The sequence below is a fragment of the Pleionea mediterranea genome (assembly GCF_003148745.1).
In the GTDB taxonomy this organism is placed as follows: Bacteria; Pseudomonadota; Gammaproteobacteria; order Enterobacterales; family Kangiellaceae; genus Pleionea; species Pleionea mediterranea.
The window spans coordinates 173,859-192,812 of record NZ_QGGU01000002.1 but is presented as its reverse complement, the minus strand read 5'-3'; the positions used below and the strand labels follow the sequence as shown (position 1 = coordinate 192,812).

General features: G+C 45.4%; 15 protein-coding genes. 9 read left to right on the top strand and 6 right to left on the bottom strand.

What is annotated here, in order from left to right; genetic code table 11:
- Positions 1-3 precede the first annotated feature (3 nt).
- From gspG to gspC, 5 genes are all read right to left on the bottom strand, one after another.
- Positions 4-465: a type II secretion system major pseudopilin GspG gene (gene gspG / locus C8D97_RS02940; protein WP_109761846.1), complete on the bottom strand. Its 462-nt coding sequence runs from the start codon at positions 463-465 to the stop codon at positions 4-6.
- A 102-nt stretch (positions 466-567) separates the two neighbouring features.
- Positions 568-1,791 (bottom strand): type II secretion system inner membrane protein GspF, encoded by a 1,224-nt coding sequence (gspF, locus tag C8D97_RS02935; RefSeq protein WP_109761845.1) that lies wholly within the window; start codon positions 1,789-1,791, stop codon positions 568-570.
- On the bottom strand, positions 1,791-3,374 hold the full coding sequence (gspE, locus tag C8D97_RS02930; RefSeq protein WP_280951645.1) for a type II secretion system ATPase GspE: 1,584 nt from the start codon (positions 3,372-3,374) through the stop codon (positions 1,791-1,793). The genes gspF and gspE overlap by 1 nt, the downstream gene beginning before the upstream one ends.
- Positions 3,364-5,484 (bottom strand): type II secretion system secretin GspD, encoded by a 2,121-nt coding sequence (gene gspD, locus C8D97_RS02925; RefSeq protein WP_170115115.1) that lies wholly within the window; start codon positions 5,482-5,484, stop codon positions 3,364-3,366. Before gspD ends, gspE begins: the two co-directional genes overlap by 11 nt.
- A gap of 91 nt (positions 5,485-5,575) precedes the next feature.
- Positions 5,576-6,538, bottom strand: coding sequence for a type II secretion system protein GspC (gene gspC / locus C8D97_RS02920; protein ID WP_109761843.1), 963 nt, complete (start codon positions 6,536-6,538; stop codon positions 5,576-5,578).
- Between the two features lie 514 nt (positions 6,539-7,052).
- Between gspC and hslR the strand changes: the two genes are divergently transcribed.
- From hslR to C8D97_RS02875, 9 genes are all read left to right on the top strand, one after another.
- Positions 7,053-7,445, top strand: coding sequence for a ribosome-associated heat shock protein Hsp15 (hslR, locus tag C8D97_RS02915; RefSeq protein WP_109761842.1), 393 nt, complete (start codon positions 7,053-7,055; stop codon positions 7,443-7,445).
- Positions 7,446-7,542: 97 nt separating this feature from the next.
- The gene (gene hslO / locus C8D97_RS02910) at positions 7,543-8,481 is read left to right on the top strand and encodes an Hsp33 family molecular chaperone HslO (protein WP_109761841.1); all 939 of its coding nucleotides are present in this window, start codon (positions 7,543-7,545) and stop codon (positions 8,479-8,481) included.
- Positions 8,482-8,750: 269 nt separating this feature from the next.
- Positions 8,751-9,836: a glycine cleavage system aminomethyltransferase GcvT gene (gene gcvT, locus C8D97_RS02905; RefSeq protein ID WP_109761840.1), complete on the top strand. Its 1,086-nt coding sequence runs from the start codon at positions 8,751-8,753 to the stop codon at positions 9,834-9,836.
- 124 nt (positions 9,837-9,960) lie between these two features.
- On the top strand, positions 9,961-10,350 hold the full coding sequence (gene gcvH, locus C8D97_RS02900) for a glycine cleavage system protein GcvH (protein ID WP_109761839.1): 390 nt from the start codon (positions 9,961-9,963) through the stop codon (positions 10,348-10,350).
- 162 nt (positions 10,351-10,512) lie between these two features.
- Positions 10,513-13,404, top strand: a complete 2,892-nt coding sequence (gene gcvP / locus C8D97_RS02895) for an aminomethyl-transferring glycine dehydrogenase (protein WP_109761838.1) — start codon at positions 10,513-10,515, stop codon at positions 13,402-13,404.
- Positions 13,405-13,434: 30 nt separating this feature from the next.
- Positions 13,435-14,715: a phosphoribosylamine--glycine ligase gene (purD, locus tag C8D97_RS02890; protein WP_109761837.1), complete on the top strand. Its 1,281-nt coding sequence runs from the start codon at positions 13,435-13,437 to the stop codon at positions 14,713-14,715.
- 33 nt (positions 14,716-14,748) lie between these two features.
- Entirely contained in the window at positions 14,749-17,538 is a 2,790-nt protein-coding gene (locus C8D97_RS02885) for an intermembrane phospholipid transport protein YdbH family protein (protein WP_109761836.1), read from the top strand.
- A gap of 92 nt (positions 17,539-17,630) precedes the next feature.
- A complete protein-coding gene (locus tag C8D97_RS02880) occupies positions 17,631-17,819 on the top strand; it encodes a YnbE family lipoprotein (protein ID WP_109761835.1) in 189 nt (62 codons plus the stop codon).
- Positions 17,820-17,826: 7 nt separating this feature from the next.
- Complete coding sequence (locus C8D97_RS02875; RefSeq protein WP_245411383.1) at positions 17,827-18,204, top strand: YdbL family probable chaperone protein; 378 nt, start codon at positions 17,827-17,829, stop codon at positions 18,202-18,204.
- An 85-nt stretch (positions 18,205-18,289) separates the two neighbouring features.
- Here the strand turns inward: C8D97_RS02875 and C8D97_RS02870 are convergent, their stop codons facing one another.
- Positions 18,290-18,889, bottom strand: a complete 600-nt coding sequence (locus C8D97_RS02870; RefSeq protein ID WP_109761834.1) for a glutathione S-transferase family protein — start codon at positions 18,887-18,889, stop codon at positions 18,290-18,292.
- Positions 18,890-18,954: the final 65 nt, after the last annotated feature.

The window sequence follows — 18,954 nt, the reverse complement described above, 5'->3', positions numbered from 1 at the left end:
CAATTATTGTTCTTCGTTCATGGCAGCCATGACTTCATCGACATTCCAGTTGGCAATATCGGTACTTTGATCTTGTCCACCTTCCTGACCGTCTGCGCCCAGTGAAATAATTTCATAATCGCCTTCGCCATATTCCGCAGGTGATAAGTAAAGATAATCATTACCCCAGGGATCTTTTTGCATTTTTGCAATATAACCGTTACGAGGGTAGTTATTAGGCTCAGGATTGCTTTCCGGCTTTTGTGTTAACGCCTGTAATCCCTGCTCGCTGGTCGGATAAAAACCATTGTCGTTGTAATAACGCATTAACGCACTTTCTATGGTTTGAAAGTCGGCCTTTAATTTGGTGTAACGAGCTTTGGTTACTTCACCACCAAAATTTTGCAATACAAAAGCACCCAGAATGCCGATGATAACCAGGGCAATCAAAATTTCCATTAAGGAAAAACCGCGTTGTTGTCGCATTTATCTACTCCAAAAAGTATTTAGGTCAAACATTTATTGTTATGGCTTTGTTTGTTACAAAGCGTCTATTCGATAGAAAAAATTTGTTGCTAGCGTGTTGCACTAACCACTCATCAATTGATTCATCTGGAATATGGGTAATAAAATTGCCAGTACAATTGTCAGTACAAAACCACCCATAAACAGGATCATTAACGGCCCAATCATGGTGGTGATCACACCCACCAGTGATTCGAATTGTCGATCCTGATTGTCGGCTGCTTTTTCCAGCATTCGATCCAGCTCACCGGAAGCTTCACCGCTGCCAATCATGTGCAACATCATCGGCGGGAAGTGTCCGGTCGACTGCAATGACGCTTTAAGCGATGTACCTTCGCGAACTTTAAAGGTCGCTTCATGCACCGCTTCTTTCAGTTCAATGTTGGTCATTACATCACCGGAGATTTTTAACGCTTCCAATAAAGGCACCGAACTGGAATTCAATATGGATAAGGTACGGGCAAAACGCGCCGCATTTACATTTCGGCTGACGCGACCAAACAGCGGCAATTTTAAAATCGACTGATGCCATCGCTTTAAGCGTTTCGGATTTCTTAATAATGTTTTGAAGCCAGCAATCAAGGCAAAAATTCCGAGCCCGACAAACACACCATTATCAATCACAAAATCACTGGTGGTAATGAGCGCCTGGGTTAAGCCGGGCAACTCGCCGCCCATATCGCGGTACTGTTCGACAATTTTTGGCACTACGTAAGACAATAAAAAGATGATCACCAGAAAACTCACTACACCCAAAATCATAGGGTAAGCCATGGCGGAAGAGACTTTCGATTTCATTTCCTGTCGGCGTTCGGTGTAATCGGCGAGTCGATCCAGTACCGAATCAAGATGACCAGACTTCTCTCCTGCCGCCACCATTGAACAATAAAGATCATCAAACACGCGCGGATATTCCCGTAACGCATCGGCCAACATATGACCTTCAACCACTCGGGAACGAACACCCATCATAATGGTTTGATGTTTTGGTTTTTCACACTGATCAGCCACTGCTTTTAATGATTCTTCCACCGGAATAGCGGCGTTAATCAGGGTAGCAATTTGTCGGGTGATCAACGCCAGATCGGCGGCGCTCATACCCGGCGCAGAAAACAATGGCTTACGCGATTGCTGTTTTCGATGTTTTTCGGTTACCGCTTCAACGCTCAAAGGCGCCAAACCTTTGTCACGCAGGTTCTGACGAATCTGTCGCGGCGTATCGCCTTCGAGTATGCCTTTTTTCTGGCGCCCTTTTACGTCGAGCGCTGTGTACTCAAATGCAGCCATCAGTCTTCCCGAGTTACCCGAAGCACTTCTTCAACAGTGGTCATGCCTTCCAGTACACGGTCACGCCCATCGACGCGAATCGATGGACTGAACTTTCGCGCGTGCCGCTCGATGGACTGCTCACTGTCACCGTTATGGATCATGGTGCGCATCTCATCATCCACCAGTAATAATTCAAATAATCCCTGTCGTCCTTTGTAACCCAGGTGACGACATTCTTCACAACCGGTTGCGCGATAAATGGTTGGCGGATTTGCAACATCAAAGCCCATCAGTTCGCATTCTTTTTGATCCGCGATGTAACCTTCTTTACAGTCTTTGCATAAGGTTCGTACCAGTCGTTGCGCCAATACGCCAAGCATCGATGAAGATAACAGGAAGGGTTCGACCCCCATGTCCACCAGCCGCGTTACAGCACCAACCGCCGTGTTGGTGTGTAATGTCGATAACACCAGATGTCCGGTTAATGATGCTTGCACTGCAATTTGCGCGGTTTCCAGATCTCGAATCTCACCCACCATCACCACATCGGGATCCTGACGCAAAATAGCGCGCAGGCCACGGGCAAAGGTCATGTCCACTTTGGTATTAACCTGTGTCTGACCAATGCCATCGAGCAGGTATTCCACCGGATCTTCCACCGTCAAAATATTACGTTGTTTGCTGTTTAACATGGTTAAACCGGCGTAAAGCGTGGTGGTTTTACCGGAACCGGTAGGGCCGGTAACCAAAATAATGCCGTGGGGTTTATGCAGAATATTGCTCATTTGCTTCATCAGACTTTCCGGCATACCCAGATGAGAAAAGTCGAGTCGACCCGCCTGCTTGTCGAGTAATCGCAATACCACCCGCTCTCCATGGCTCGATGGCATGGTTGAAACCCGCACATCCACCGCGCGGTTGGCAATGCGAAGGGCAATACGGCCGTCTTGCGGAATACGTTTTTCGGCGATGTCTAACTTCGCCATAACTTTAATACGCGACACCAATAAAGGCGCCAACTTACGTCCCGGTGACAGTACTTCTCGCAACACACCGTCGATCCGAAAACGGACTTTTAATTCTTTTTCGAAGGTTTCTATGTGAATATCCGAAGCGCTTTCTTTGATCGCCTCGGTCAACAACGCATTGATCAACTTTATGATCGGCGCATCGTCTTCATTTTCCAATAAGTCTTCGGTTTCTGGCAGCTCTTCGGCCAACCGGAACAGATCCATCTCTTCGCCAATGTCTTCCATGGCCTGCATGGCTTCTGAACTGTCGTTCTGATAAACCGCGCCAAGATGCTGTTCAAATTCTTCGTCCGAGACGGCTTTTAATGACATGGCCCGATCAAGAAATCGGCGCACTTCGATCACCGCATCGCGAGACACATTATGACGGGTGATCACCAGTGCTGGCTCGGCCTTATCATCAATCACAACAATGCCCTGACGTCTGGCAAAACCAAACGGCAGACGGGCGTGAATAATGCCCTCATCACTCACCAGATCAGGGCTATCGAGAGTATCCGATTCAATGGCGGGCTGCATGGCCTCATCCGCCAGAATGTCTTGCTCGCCAGACGCTAACTCAGTTGCCATTGTCCGTGTTCTCTTTATCTGACGAGGACTCATCTTTAGTCGCCGCTTTGTCTTTTTCGGCCTGATTTTTATCGGAATGAATCAGTGGAAACCTATCGTCCTCCGACTTTTTCATGCTGTCTTCAAATGAGGGAGGCAATGCCAGACTGTCATCCCATTCAGGCAATAATGGCGTATCTTCATCACTCATTAATGAAACGCCTTTAGCGCGCATATCCAACTGTTTACCGCGAATGTAATTATATTTACGCGAACTGAGCTGATGAATGCTGGAGTCATCGCGCAGAATTTTGGGTCGAATAAATACCATTAAATTACGTTTGGTTTTGGTGGTTCGATTGGACGAAAATAAACTGCCAATCAATGGAATATCACCTAAAACGGGCACCTTTTCCGTACTTTCTTGTATATCTTCATCTATCAATCCACCCAGTACCACCATGCCACCATCATTCACTTGAACCGTGGTGGTGATTTTTCGTTTATTGGTAATAATGTCGGCGCCTGTTGTACCAGCAATGGAAGAGACTTCCTGTTCAATCTGTAAACGTACGGAGTTACCTTCGTTAATTAATGGCGTAATTTTTAACTGGATGCCTACATCTTTTCGATCAACCGTTTGAAACGGATTGGAGTTATTGTTGCCAAGCGCACTACCGGTCACAATTGGCACTTCCTGACCAACACTGATGGATGCTTCTTCATTATCCAGCGTGGTAATACTGGGTGTTGATAATACATTTGATTCGGTGTCGCGACCCAACGCCTGAATTAATGCGCCCCACTCCAGATCGCCGTTTGAGTCGGTTTCACCAAAGCCAAATACTGCGCCCTGGGATCCCGATAATGCTTGTGCCAGCGCCGCGCCATTATCACCGTTGCGTCGTACCGGATTTTGAAACACGTTACCGTCTTCATCGCGCACAAACTCACCGCCGGTTTCCTGACCGCGAAGCGCAGCAATACCCTGACCAACCCCAACCATTGAAGTGCCAGTGTTACCAAAATTGGTAAAAGCTCCGGCAACCGATAACAGTTGCACGCCCAGTTGCTTTAACCCCACATCGGAGACTTCGGCAATCACTGCTTCAACATGAACCTGAGCGCGACGAATATCCAGCTGACGGATCACCGCTTCAAAGGATTTCAACATATCGGGCTGAGCCGTGATCACCAATGAGTTGGTGTCTTCGTGGGCTTTGATGGAATAAGGTTTTGAGGAGGCTCGCTTTTGCGCCTTAACTTTTGGATCGTCGGTTTCAATCGACTCGCCAACGCCTTCTAACAATTGCGACACTTCTGTGGCTTTGGCGTAATTCAGATAAATAACTTTGGTGTTGCCGTCGGAACTGTTTTCACTGTCAAGCCGGGCAATCAAGGCTCTCAATCGTAATCGATCGCGTTTTTCGGCACTGAGTAAAATAGAGTTGGTACGCTCATCGGCAACAAAGCGTGGCTCAGATGCCGCCACATCTTTTTGTGCATCCTGCTTTTGCAACATCTCTAAAATATTCACCACTTCCGATGCTGCCGCGTGCTGCAGTTCAATCACTTCAATTTCTTCGTTGCTTTCATGATCAATTTGTTCAATCACTTTAACAATACGATCGACGTTGGCTTTTGAATCGTGCAATAAAATAACGTTAGTGGCTCGAATCTGCCCCATGTGCATTTTTTGAGGGCTTAACTGACGCAACACTGGCATCAGTTGCGTGACGTTTACGTTTTCCACTTTGATCACGCGGGTAACCTGCTCATCGGCAGGCGCATCCAGGGTTCCATCATCCACTCGGGTGGCGTCTTGTTTGACTTCCTGATCCTGAATCACTTTTACGATGTTACCCTGCTCAACCACACCAAAATCATTCAGCTTTAAAACACTTAAAAACAGGCCCCATATTTCTTCTTCATTCAGCGGGGTTTGTGAAATCACATTAACCTTTTTACCCTTTACGCGATCGCTGAGAATAATGGTTTTGCCGGTTAACCGGCTAACGGTTTCAATAAACACTTTTATGTCGGTGTCTTTTAAATTCACCGTGGCTTTGGCAGCCCAGGATGCAGGCACAAAGGCCAGCAATAAAAGAGCCACAAGGCACTGTTTCAACATGGGTTGGTCCCTAAAACTCGACTTCATATAAATACCTGTTCAACAATTCAAACCTGACCGTGTTTTTACACTACCCGGTCCGGATAATTTTTTATCGTTCTTCTCGTCGTCCACCACGTAAATCGGGCGAATCGCCACCGTCTAAACGTACGGTTAAATCTTGCGATTGGCCGTCTCGTAACAGTGTTAAGCTAATTTCCGTCGCATCGGTTAAGTTTTGTTGCAACATTAACAGTTGCGACGGATCATTCAATGGAATACCGTTAATATTGGTCACCACATCATTTCGACGCAGTTTTAATTCATGGAACAATCGACGCGCTTTTCCCGGTGAAATTTTAACACCTTGCAATACACCGTTTTCCATGACCGGCTGCCACCGCATCAAATCTTTTAAACTGGCCGGATCCGATTGCAGTTTATCGCGAATTTCATTTAATTCCCGTGTCACTCGAGGATTATCCACCACAAGGTTACCGGCTTTAGCCGCTGGCGCACGTGACTCAATGGCCGTCGTTCGCTCTTCTTCAACACTGAACGCAGATTCTTCCTGCTCAAGTGTCAGAGATTCCAGCTGACCGTTTCGATTCAAAATAACTTTGGTAGGCTGCACCTGATGCAAAACTGCGCCACGGCCACCGTTTATTTTATCACCGAGAAAATACACATCCTGTTGACCACCACCAGCTTCAATAATTGCACTGGCGCGCTTATCATTGGTCGAGGCATATATACCGCGTAACTTAAGTGGCAACCGGGTTTCTTCGGCCTCAACCTGTTGCACTTCCTGCTGCACCGGAGCCGCATTCACATCACCAAACAAATGTTTGTTAACTATCGCATCAACGGATACCTGACTGGCCTGGGTGCTTTGCTGGGAAGACGGTTTAGCCGCCATGGGTGGAATTTTATAGTCTGCGGTAAACGCATCAACCCATAGCCAAACCAGTTTTGCCAACAAATACAAAGCAATAGCCAACAACGCAGCGCTGGCCAGCTTGATCCAGGGATCCGGTTTGTTCAGTCGATTCAATAATGCTGCATTTACTTGCATGTTGTTCAGTATTCCTAACCTAACCGTTAAATTATTGGCTAAGGCATTGTTATCATTATAGTTATTGTAATTGCCAGCGACGATCCAGACGCTTTGCCAAACACCTGTTAGCGAACCTCAAGGTTCACCCAATTGGCGTAAACACGCAAGCATACCAAAAAATACTCTGGATCTCCTTTTTAAACTGGGTAGTATTCACAAAATCATATAATCATTCGATCATTAGAGTTAACGCAAGCCTAAAAGTGCCGCAAAGCTTAAAAACGCTACACATTAGTCATTATCTATTAAATGGATATGACAGTGTTTGGATATGAATGTGTTTTGCGATCATCTTAACAGCCGCTTTAAGATCGGTATGAGAGTCCATTTGAGATTCCTTTTGAGACCAAAGGCGTAGCCCGGTAAAATTAAAAGCCTATGCAAACTACTACGTCTACTAATAGATGTCTAAATACTAGAGCGTGTTTATCTTTCGCTCCAGAAGCCCAGCAACCAAGGTTAACGCTTAATTATGCAAGACGAACTTCAGGTAAGACTCGACAAATGGCTATGGGCGGCACGATTTTACAAAACCCGTGCGCTGGCAAAAGCCGCCATTGAAGGAGGCAAAGTCCACTACGACGGGCAGCGGGTTAAACCGGGGCGCATTGTTCAGCGGCAAGTGCACCTGACATTAAGACTTGGTGCCGATGAGCGGGAAATTGTTATCGAGCAGCTTTCCGACAAACGCGGTCCGGCTAAAATTGCCCAGACACTCTATTCCGAAACGCCCGAAAGTCTTGAAAAACGCGAGCAGGCCAGAGAACTCAGAAAAGCCGCCGGCATTGTTGCCCCACAAGGAAAACCGGATAAAAAGCAACGTCGACAAATTCATCGCTTTAAAAGGATCAACACAAACGAGTAAAATAGCGACCTTGGCAATACCTGACAGTTAACCAGATAGATATTTGCAAAACACTATTACGACTTCGACCTTAACGTAAAAGGATCACCAGACAGCGATGACCAATGCCGCAGACACCAAAGATCACATCATCCGATTTTTATTTGAAGAACATGCCGTTCGCGGCCAGTGGATCCAGTTAACCGATGGTTTACAGGCTCTGCAACAGGGACATCAATACCCAGCAGCGGTTAAACAACAGCTGTTCGAAGCCGCACTGGCGACCAATCTGATGATTGAAACCATCAAGTTCGAAGGCCGCTTGTCACTGCAAGCTCAAAGCGGCGGCGATCTTTCCCTGTTGCTGGTTCAGGCCAATCACAATCACCAGTTTCGTGGCGTGGCGCGTTATAACGAACAGGCAAACGAACAGACGCTGGCAAACTGTGACGATTTAAAACAGTTGATGCCCGGTGCTCAAATGGCGCTCACCATCGAACCGGAACAGGGCAAACGCTATCAGGGAATTGTTCCGATGCATCAATCGTCCCTTGCAGCTAATTTGGAGGATTACTTCAATCAGTCGGAACAGCTGGCCACCCGCATCTGGTTGTTCAGCAATCAGGAGACTGCCGTAGGATTAATGCTTCAGGCCATGCCTGCAACAAGAGGTTCAAATGACGGTTATAACGATAACCCTTCGGAAGACATCAGCGGATTTGAACATTTGTCTCAACTGGCACAAACCCTGAAACCCGAAGAAGCCTTATCGCTGAATGCCGAGACGGTTCTGCACCGTCTGTTTCATCAGGATCCACTGCGCCTTTACCCAGCCAAGCCTATAGAATATCAATGCGGATGCAGTCGCCAAAAATCTCTCGCATCGTTAACCTTGGTGCCAAGAGATGAACTTAACGAGATGCTAGCCGAAAATGGCAAGATCACCATGAACTGTGAGTTCTGCCAGACCGAATACGCCTTTGACAGTATTGATATCGAACAGATTTTTGCCAATGCCGGCCACGATCAACAAGGTTCTGATCCTGCGAGTCATTAGCGTTTACTTTAAAAGCAATTATTGGCATCACTAAAGCTTATACAACTGGCACAAAAATTAGAGCGTGTTTACCTTTCGCTCTTACCTGAGTGAATATTTCACAGGCTTATGGCTTTCAGTTATCAGCAATTTGTTTAAATCATTAAAATCCGATTTGTTAATGCTGGTGTGACAGGTATAATTCGCGCTCAAAATTTAAGCATAAGATAATTACATTAAAATTGGGCTAACCATTTGCGCTCAATGCACACAAAGTCAGGAAGGTATACATGGGTTTAAAGACTCCTTTTTATCAGCACCATATTGATGCTGGCGCTAAAATGGTGGACTTTGGCGGATGGGACATGCCCATCAACTACGGTTCACAAATCGATGAACATCAAACCGTTCGTACCGATGCTGGTATGTTTGATGTGTCACACATGACCATTGTCGATGTCACCGGCGCCGACGCCAAACCTTACCTCCGAAAATTACTGGCAAACGATATCGCCAAATTAACCGAATCTGGAAAAGCCCTTTACAGCGGCATGCTGAATGAAGACGGTGGTGTGATCGACGACCTAATCACTTACTATATCGACGATACCTTTTACCGAGTTGTGGTTAACGCCTCCACCCGAGAAAAAGATCTGGCCTGGATGGAAAAGCAGGCTCAAGATTTTGACGTCAAGGTCGCCCATAATCCGGATTACGCCATGCTTGCGGTACAAGGTCCCAATGCCATTGCCAAAACACAATCGGTATTTACCGACGCGCAAAAGCAGGCCAGCAAAGACATAGGCGTATTCTTTGCCGTAGAAAGTGACGGACTGTTTATCGCCCGTACCGGTTACACCGGCGAAGACGGCTACGAAATTATGGTACCACTGGCTCAGGTGGACACTTTCTGGAACGCTCTGTTAGACGCAGGTGTTAAGCCCTGTGGGCTTGGCGCGCGAGATACTTTGCGTCTGGAAGCGGGCATGAACCTTTATGGTCAGGATATGGATGAAACCGTATCACCACTGGAAGCCAATATGGGCTGGACCATCACCTGGGAACCCGCTGATCGTGACTTTATTGGCCGCAAAGCCCTCGAGCAACAAAAAGCCGATGGCGTTAAAAACAAGCTGGCCGGGCTGGTACTCGAAGGCAAAGGCGTGATGCGCGCGCATATGAAAGTCATTTGTGAAGACGGCAGCATTGGTGAAACCACCAGCGGCACCATGTCACCGACCTTAAAGAAAAGCATCGCATTTGCTCGTATACCAAAAACCGCGGGCGAGCAGGTTATGGTTGAGATGCGTGGTAAGCAAGTGCCCGCTAAAGTGGTAAAAGCCTGTTTCGTTCGCAATGGCAAACCACTGATCTAGATGGGTTAAATAGCAGGGCGATCCCAATTGTCGATCACCTTACTATTGTTCAGAAAAATTTAAAAATTACGTTAAAATTAGATAGTTTGAAATTAGAATCATTCAGGAAACGAGGATTAGTCACATGAGCGATATTCCAAGCGAATTAAAGTACGCGTCCAGCCATGAGTGGGCACGACTAGAAGACGACGGCAGCGTTGTTGTTGGTATTAGCGATCACGCACAAGAGTTACTTGGCGACGTTGTTTACGTTGAGTTGCCAGAAATGGACGCCGAAGTGGCTGCCGGTGATGAAGTCGCGGTGGTTGAATCGGTAAAAGCGGCATCTGACATTTATGCCCCTGTTTCCGGCACCATTATCGAAATTAACGATAACCTTGAAGATGCGCCAGAAACCGTTAACACCGACAGTTACGGTGACGGCTGGATGTTCCGCATTCAGCCCAGCAATGATGGCGACATCAATGAATTGCTGGATGCCGATGCCTACGCAGAATCCATTGCCGACGAGTAACCGGACATAAGCAATGTTCTTAAGCCTCGACATGTGCTGTTGAGGCTTTTGTTTTTATAAGCCAGAAATATTGATCAGAAATCAATTCAGCATCAGCGGTTGCTGGCTATGATTTTGTTATGAGTAAGCGGCCTGTGTGCCGACAATAAACGGGAAGATGTAATGAGTCAGACCAATCCACAGTCTATAACGCAACTGGAAAACCACCAGGAATTTGTTCGACGCCACATAGGGCCGAGTGAAGCAGAGCAACAAGCCATGCTAAAAGCACTGGGGCTTAACTCGCTTGATGAACTGATCGAACAGACGGTACCGAAAAAAATCCAGTTACCGGAAGCGTTAGCTCTCCCGACAGCGCGCAGTGAGCAAGACTCGCTCAATTACCTGAAATCTCTGGCGAAGCAAAACACCGTCAATAAGTCCTATATTGGTATGGGCTACTACAATGTAAAAACGCCGACGGTTATTTTAAGAAATGTTCTGGAAAATCCGGGTTGGTACACCGCTTATACTCCCTATCAGCCAGAAGGCGCACAGGGTCGTCTGGAAGCCATCATTAATTTTCAACAGGTCACCATCGATCTAACCGGTCTGGAACTGGCCAGTGCTTCATTACTGGACGAAGCAACTGCGGCAGCCGAAGCCATGTCTTTGGCAAAACGTGTGTCAAAAAACAAAAAGTCCAATCTGTTTTTTATTGATGAAAATGCCTTCCCACAAACCATTGATGTGATGCAAGAGCGCGCGGCTTATTTTGGTTTTGAACTGATTTATGGCCCGGCCTCTGATGCCGCAAATCACGATGTGTTTGGTGCCTTTTTGCAATACCCCGACAAGCACGGCAACATAGAATCATTAGAATCTCTGATTGCCCAACTGCATGAAAAGAAAGCCATAGTTGCGGTAGCGGCCGACTTAATGAGTCTGGTGTTATTGAAGTCACCTGGCGAAATGGGCGCCGATGTGGTGCTGGGTTCCGCGCAACGATTTGGCGTGCCAATGGGTTTTGGTGGTCCTCATGCCGCTTTCTTTGCCACCCGTGACGCTTACAAACGTTCTATTCCCGGTCGCATCATTGGTGTGTCAAAAGACACCCGTGACAATCAGGCGCTGCGAATGGCAATGCAGACTCGCGAGCAACACATACGCCGTGAAAAAGCCACGTCTAACATCTGTACCGCACAGGTACTACTGGCCAATATGGCGTCGTTTTATGCGGTGTACCATGGCCCCGAAGGTCTTAAGCGTATTGCCACACGCATCAATCGTCTGACCACCTTGTTAGCCGAACAACTTAAAGCGAACAAAATTGCACTGGTCAATCAACATTGGTTCGACACCCTGACCTTTACCGTGGATGACGCCGATAGCGTGATTAAACGGGCATTAGCCGCCGGCATCAATTTACGCAACGACGGCAACAATCAACTCGGTGCTGCTATTGATGAAACCACCACAAAAGACGATATAGCTCAGCTGGTAAAAGTGATTACTGGCGCCGATCAATCCATCGATATGCTGCAAGCCGATGAGCAGTTGATGAAACAAAATATCAGCAGCATTCCGGCCGAGTTGCAACGCCAAACAGAATTTTTAACCCACCCGGTATTTAACAGCTACCATTCCGAAACTGAAATGCTGCGGTATTTGAAACGTCTGGAAAACAAGGACATTTCACTGACTCACTCGATGATTGCGCTTGGCTCCTGCACCATGAAACTCAATGCAACCTCCGAAATGATCCCTGTGTCCTGGCCAGAATTTGCCAACATGCACCCGTTTGCACCCAAAGCGCAAACAAAGGGATACGATCAAATGATCAAAGAACTGGGAGACTGGTTAATTACCATCACCGGTTACGATAATATTTCCATGCAACCCAACTCAGGGGCTCAAGGTGAATACGCAGGCTTGTTAGCCATCATGAAGTACCACGAAAGTCGTGGCGAAGGCCATCGTAATATCTGTCTGATCCCAAGTTCTGCGCACGGCACTAATCCGGCCAGTGCACAAATGGCGAATATGAAAGTGGTCGTGGTAAATTGCGACGATAAAGGCAACGTCGACATGGACGACCTGAAAAACAAAGCGCAAGAATTATCCGATAATCTGGCCGCCATAATGGTGACCTACCCGTCCACCCACGGCGTGTACGAAGAATCCATTAAAGACATTTGCGACATAGTGCATCAGCACGGCGGTCAGGTGTATATGGACGGTGCCAATATGAACGCTCAGGTGGGCATTACTGCACCCGGCTACATAGGTTCCGACGTGTCGCATCTTAACCTGCACAAAACCTTCTGCATTCCTCATGGTGGTGGTGGCCCGGGCATGGGACCGATTGGTGTAAAATCCCATCTGGCGCCCTTTTTACCCAACCACACAGTTCGAACCATCGAAGATACCAACGAAGGCAATGGTGCGGTAGCCGCAGCGCCTTACGGCAGCGCTTCTATTTTACCCATCAGCTGGATGTACATTGCCATGATGGGTGGCGAAGGATTACGTCATGCCACAGAGAATGCCCTGTTAAATGCGAATTATCTGGCAAAAAAACTCGGCGAACATTATCCGGTACTTTACACCGGACGTAACGATCGCGTGGCGCATGAGTGCATTATCGATTTACGTCAAATTAAAGCCGACACTGGCATAACCGAAGTCGATATCGCCAAGCGTCTGATGGACTTTGGCTTCCACTCACCCACCATGAGCTTTCCGGTAGCCGGTACCCTGATGATTGAGCCCACGGAAAGTGAGTCGCAAGCAGAACTGGATCGCTTTATTGAAACCATGATCACCATCAAGCAGGAAATCAATCAGATTGCCAGCGGTGAAATGGACAAAGATCATAATCCACTAAGATTTGCCCCCCACACACAAGTGGATGTTGCCAACTGGGATCGAAACTACAGCATTAAAGATGCCTGTTTCCCGTTAGAGCAACAATTAACCAGCAAATTCTGGCCTACGGTTAATCGCATTGACGATGTGTTTGGTGATCGAAACTTGATGTGCAGCTGCCCAACCGTGGATAGCTATCGCGATTAACGACAACCCGAAAATTAAGAGAGCAAATTTATGAATGTATTAATTATTGGTAGTGGTGGTCGTGAACATGCACTGGGCTGGAAAGCGGCGCAAAACCAGTCGGTCAATAAAGTCTTTGTAGCACCGGGTAACGCCGGTACGGCAACCGAGCCAAAACTTGAAAACGTTAACATTGGTGTTGAAGATATACCGGCACTGATCGAGTTTGCCAAAAACAATAACGTTGAACTGACCATTGTTGGTCCAGAAGCCCCTTTGGTTATTGGTGTAGTGGATGCGTTTCGTGAAGCCGGTCTTAACATCTTTGGCCCAACCAAAGGCGCCGCGCAACTGGAAGGCTCAAAAGCTTTCACCAAAGACTTTTTGGCGCGTCATAACATTCCCACTGCAGCTTACGGCAACTTTACCGACATTCAGGCTGCAAAAGATTACGTTCGCGAACAAGGCACACCCATTGTCATTAAGGCCGACGGTCTGGCCGCAGGTAAAGGTGTGATCATCGCAGAAACCGAACAACAGGCGTTCGATGCCATTGACGACATGCTAGAAGGCAACAAATTTGGTGACGCCGGCTCACGAGTGGTCATCGAAGAGTTTTTACAAGGTGAAGAGGCCAGTTTTATCGTGATGGTCGATGGCGAACACGTGCTGCCACTGGCAACGTCGCAAGATCATAAAGCACGAGACAATGGCGATACCGGCCCCAACACGGGCGGTATGGGCGCTTATTCACCGGCACCCGTGGTTACACAAGAACTGCACGACCGTGCCATGAAAGAAGTTATCTGGCCAACCGTAAAAGGCATGGCTGCCGAAGGCCATCCCTACACTGGTTTTTTATACGCCGGATTAATGATAGATAAAAATGGAACGCCTAAAGTACTTGAATACAATTGCCGCTTTGGTGATCCGGAAACTCAGCCCATTATGAGCCGCATGCAATCGGATCTGGTTAAACTGTGTTTAACCGCAATTAATGGCAAACTGGATAGCGCCAGTTGCGACTGGGATCCTCGCGCGGCACTGGGTGTTGTGTTGGCCGCCGGCGGTTACCCTAACAGTTATAATAAAGGTGACGAAATTAGCGGACTGGATGATAATATTGACAACAGTAAAGTTTTTCATGCTGGCACAAAGCTGCAAGACGATAAGGTGGTAACTTCCGGTGGCCGCGTATTGTGTGTGGTGGGATTAGCCGACACGGTAACCGACGCACAAAAAGTCGCTTATCAAAGAGCTGAAAAAATATCCTGGGACAATATGTATATGAGAACCGACATTGGTCATCGAGCCATAGCACGTGAACAATAAAATATACCGGGCCACTTATGTGGCCCTTTTATTATGTCAATCATGAAAAAATTATTACTCATAATAATTATACTTTTAACAGCGAGCTTAATCGCCAGTTACGCTTTTTTCCCATCAATCGCCCGTTACATCATTCAGCAACAACTTCCCGCGGATACCAAACTCAGCCAACTCGTTATTAAACGGCCTGACTTTCAGGGCATATTCATCGAAAAAGTTATCATCGAACAGGTTAATATTGAAAAAGTTAGCATTGAACAGACAAGTAACCGTCTGGAACTGCAAAATACTCAGTTGATATTTAACTGGATACCTTTTTCATTGCAAGCCATTCAATTAGATTCAGCCGATTTATTAGTGCAACAACCGCAAGCATTAAATAAAGCGTTTTCAAAAGACTCCAGCAATTATAATGATATAAACAACCAGCAAGCATTTAATCCAGCAAGTCTGTTACAAAGCTTACCTAAAATAACCATAGAAAAGTTACAAGCAACCGTTCAAAAAAATATTCGTATTCTAGAAAAAGTAAGTGACCAAAAAGAGCTTAGCGATCAAAACAAGTCGGGCAAACAATATCACGCATACCCTGAAATGACATTAACGGGTTCACTGATACATAATGACCATGAATTACAAGGAAGTTTTAATCTCAATTCTGACAGAGATTTTTCAGGTAAACTAAATTTTATAAGCAAAGACAAGCAGACACTGACCATCAACGGACAGCTTAATCGTATAGATCTAAAGCAACTCAATAGTTTATTGATAACAGAAAATCCGATATCCAATGATCCGGACAAGAATAAAACACTTACTCAACAGCTTTCCGGGATGATCGACTTATCGTTTGACGGGGCGTTAAATTTAAACACATCATCGAACGCTAACCCAAATATACAGGCCAATCTACTGGATATCATCAATCTGGAAACCAAGCTGTCGTTGCAAAAGGCAGCCATCGAAACAGATAACATTGCTTTAAACTCAATAAATGGCGACATAAACATCCGTAAAGAAAGCCATTGGCATGCAGCTGAATCAAGCATTACCGGCAATCTGGATACCTCGAAGTTAAAACTTGCTATAAAACCCTCTTCCCTGAACTTTCGCATTGAGCTTAATGAATTTCAACTGGTCGATAATCGAATAAATATTAATACTACTTTAACAATAGAAGATAAGCATAGGTTAACAATTAAAAGCGATATACCACTGGACATGTCAACCGCTTCACAACATCAACTGGCACTCCAGTTGATCAGTCTGGATGATAGACTCAGCTCGCTGTTAAAGGATATCAACATTGATAAAATTACCGCTGACGCCACCTTTGAGCTTCACAAACAACAAGATCAATGGCATCTTCTTAATTTAAAATCACAGCCGATCATGATCGATACTTTGTCGATAAAAAAACCAACACCAACAACCGCTCATTTAATATCGTTACACCCTACCTGGAAAACCGATATTAAATTTTCCGACGTTAATACTTTTACAGCGCCTAATTCTTCAAACAAATTGTCATGGTTACCTGAAGACACTAATCCAACCGTAGCTCAACTATTAAATCAGTTGCGTCAGTTAACCATTAAAAGTAATAAATTGATTGAGCTTTCGAAGTGGCAGTCAGAAATTCATAACGATATAGAAGCATCGCTCGACCTTTCAAACCAACAGTTTTCGTTAAAATGGCTGCCTGTTGAGGATACTGAAAAACCCGTCACTCAAACTACGACTTCAAATCGAAGCGTTATTGCTATGAATGGTGACCTTAGCGGAAAATTAACGCCATCAAAAATGAATTTTCATACCAATTTTCAAGCGGACATAAAACAAATAAAACCTTTATTAAAACGCTTACAGAAAAAACCAGGAAAATTGATTAATAATTTAACCCTTAATCACACCAACCAATTAAGTTTGAATACATCGTTAAATGGACAATGGGCATTCAATACATCGACTGCAGACGAAGCAATTCAGTTAGCAGGCTCCATAAAATCCAGCGACAACTCCATTACGCTTTCTGGCACCAAGCTTTCAGATATTATGCTAAAACTTATCTGGCAAGCACCATCAAGCTCCGAAAACAACCAGGATCTGATACAAGACAATCCAATTAATGAAGATTCATTCTCTCCCTGGAATAAGTTTCAATTAATTCTCAGTGCCGATTTGGATTACCAGGGACTGGATCAGCAACAACATCAATTTAGTAGTGACTTCTGGTTAAGCGATCCGATAAAAATAAAACAGTTAACGCTCGACTCGAAGCTACTGGATGGCTCATTGTCGCTACAGAGCTTAAAACAGTACAAGCCGCTTAATCAGGTTAGCGGTACACTTAATGTCAATCACATCAGTCTTAAAAAAATAAGTCGTATTATGGATAAACCCGAACTGGCAATGACCGGATTCTTAAATGGTGATCTGCCATTTCATTTTAAAGACGGTTATTTGAATTTTGAAAAAGGTCTGCTCTCATCCGAAAATGGCGTTATTGAATATTTACCCCAGGGCAAAAAAATAGAATTAACCCAGGAGACGGTTTCCAATATTGCGAATATTACTTTGCAAAACTTTCATTATCGAGTGATGAATGCCAATTTAATCAGCGGAGGCCCCTGCGGCTTCGACTTTAAAATCAGGCTGGAAGGTCATAACCCGGATATTGGGAAAAACAGCCATCAGGTGTTTAATATTAACTATCAACCACAATCTAATGTTAATCTGTTCTATCTGCTACTATTAGGCAAAGAGAATATTAAAAAGCTGGATCAAACACTGCTGCATTCAGGCTGTGTTAATAACAATTGAGTTAAATTGGTCTAGATTAGCCTGAGCGAAATAGACCTGATGTAATAGACCTGATCGAAATAGAACATAACGGGCTCACTGGAGGATAATCCATGAAACAACTTTATGCCGCATCGGTTACCGCATTGATAGCCTTATCATTGCTGACCGCTTGCAACCCGACCATTCGACTGGAGTCGGGCGATAAACCCCTGGAAATCAACTTAAATATTAAACACGAAATTAGAATCAAAGTTGAAAAAGATGTAGAAGATATTCTTAGTGATGATGATTTATTTTAGGAGCTCAATGATGAACCGTTTAATGTATTTATCTCAAAAAAATAATCTGACTCGTTCCGTTCGTCGTTTTATTTCGTTCACTGTTGCCCTGCTAACGTTAACCATGGCTTCTGCCTGGGCGGCCAATCTTGACAGCGCAAAGGCAGAAGGTTTAATTGGCGAAAAGAGTAACGGCTATCTTGGACTTGTGGTTAACAATGCCCCCAGTGATGTGCGTCGTCTGGTTGATGATGTTAACGCCAAGCGCAAGCAGAAGTATCAGGAAGTGGCCAACTCACGCAATATCGATTTAAGTAAAGTTGAATTGATCGCCGGTAAAAAAGCCATCGAGAAAACTCAGTCCGGTCATTATATTGAAGTGAATGGTCGTTGGGTCAAAAAATAACGTTAAATTATTATCTCTCACGCTCTTTCTATTTTAATCAGCCTAATCAAAATAGAAAGAGTGTCGCTCTATTTCCACTGCTTCATTATGCTTTTGGTTGGGTGCTTAAGAAACTTTCCCGTCCCGAAAAACGCTGATAAAAATCTTCTAACGATTGATGCTGACGCCAGTTTATTTCTGGGTGCCGAAAGGACAAATAATCGAGCAGACAAATGGTATTAATATGCAGTAATGAAAATGATTCTGGAAATTCAGCGATCATTTTATTGAGCTCGATCAAACCTCTGTCTAAACCAGCGACAAATCGGTCCCACCAGAATTCGGATCGATTGCCTTCTTCTTCACGCATTTTTTCCTGTCGCAAAGCCACGCATATATCGAGCAGGCCAGACACATGAGAATAAACGGTTCTTAATGACCAGTCTTCCGCCAAAAGTTGCCACAACTTACCCCCGTTAAATGTCTTATCCAGATACTGGCCAATGACTTCACTGTCGTAAATGGACTGGTTATTGTCAAGCACCAGACAAGGCACTTTAGCCAGAGGATTTGCCGCAATAAATGCCGACTCATTATTAAATGGGTGCGTTGCGACTTCATGCTTTTCCGGCGATAAGCCAACTTCACGCAAAACCACCTGAGTGGTTCGCGCATAAGGCGAAGCCGTGGAATAAAATAACTTCATGTTTCTCGCTCCCTTTAGAGTAGATTATAGAGTATTCATTATATGTAATAGTCGTTATATTTTTT

Bases quoted from the DNA above. Each gene is read 5' to 3' on its own strand.
- gspG (WP_109761846.1), bottom strand. From the start codon at position 465: ATGCGACAACAACGCGGTTTTTCCTTAATGGAAATTTTGATTGCCCTG.
- gspF (WP_109761845.1), bottom strand. From the start codon at position 1,791: ATGGCTGCATTTGAGTACACAGCGCTCGACGTAAAAGGGCGCCAGAAA.
- gspE (WP_280951645.1), bottom strand. From the start codon at position 3,374: ATGGCAACTGAGTTAGCGTCTGGCGAGCAAGACATTCTGGCGGATGAG.
- gspD (WP_170115115.1), bottom strand. From the start codon at position 5,484: ATGTTGAAACAGTGCCTTGTGGCTCTTTTATTGCTGGCCTTTGTGCCT.
- gspC (WP_109761843.1), bottom strand. From the start codon at position 6,538: ATGCAAGTAAATGCAGCATTATTGAATCGACTGAACAAACCGGATCCC.
- hslR (WP_109761842.1), top strand. From the start codon at position 7,053: ATGCAAGACGAACTTCAGGTAAGACTCGACAAATGGCTATGGGCGGCA.
- hslO (WP_109761841.1), top strand. From the start codon at position 7,543: ATGACCAATGCCGCAGACACCAAAGATCACATCATCCGATTTTTATTT.
- gcvT (WP_109761840.1), top strand. From the start codon at position 8,751: ATGGGTTTAAAGACTCCTTTTTATCAGCACCATATTGATGCTGGCGCT.
- gcvH (WP_109761839.1), top strand. From the start codon at position 9,961: ATGAGCGATATTCCAAGCGAATTAAAGTACGCGTCCAGCCATGAGTGG.
- gcvP (WP_109761838.1), top strand. From the start codon at position 10,513: ATGAGTCAGACCAATCCACAGTCTATAACGCAACTGGAAAACCACCAG.
- purD (WP_109761837.1), top strand. From the start codon at position 13,435: ATGAATGTATTAATTATTGGTAGTGGTGGTCGTGAACATGCACTGGGC.
- C8D97_RS02885 (WP_109761836.1), top strand. From the start codon at position 14,749: ATGTCAATCATGAAAAAATTATTACTCATAATAATTATACTTTTAACA.
- C8D97_RS02880 (WP_109761835.1), top strand. From the start codon at position 17,631: ATGAAACAACTTTATGCCGCATCGGTTACCGCATTGATAGCCTTATCA.
- C8D97_RS02875 (WP_245411383.1), top strand. From the start codon at position 17,827: ATGATGAACCGTTTAATGTATTTATCTCAAAAAAATAATCTGACTCGT.
- C8D97_RS02870 (WP_109761834.1), bottom strand. From the start codon at position 18,889: ATGAAGTTATTTTATTCCACGGCTTCGCCTTATGCGCGAACCACTCAG.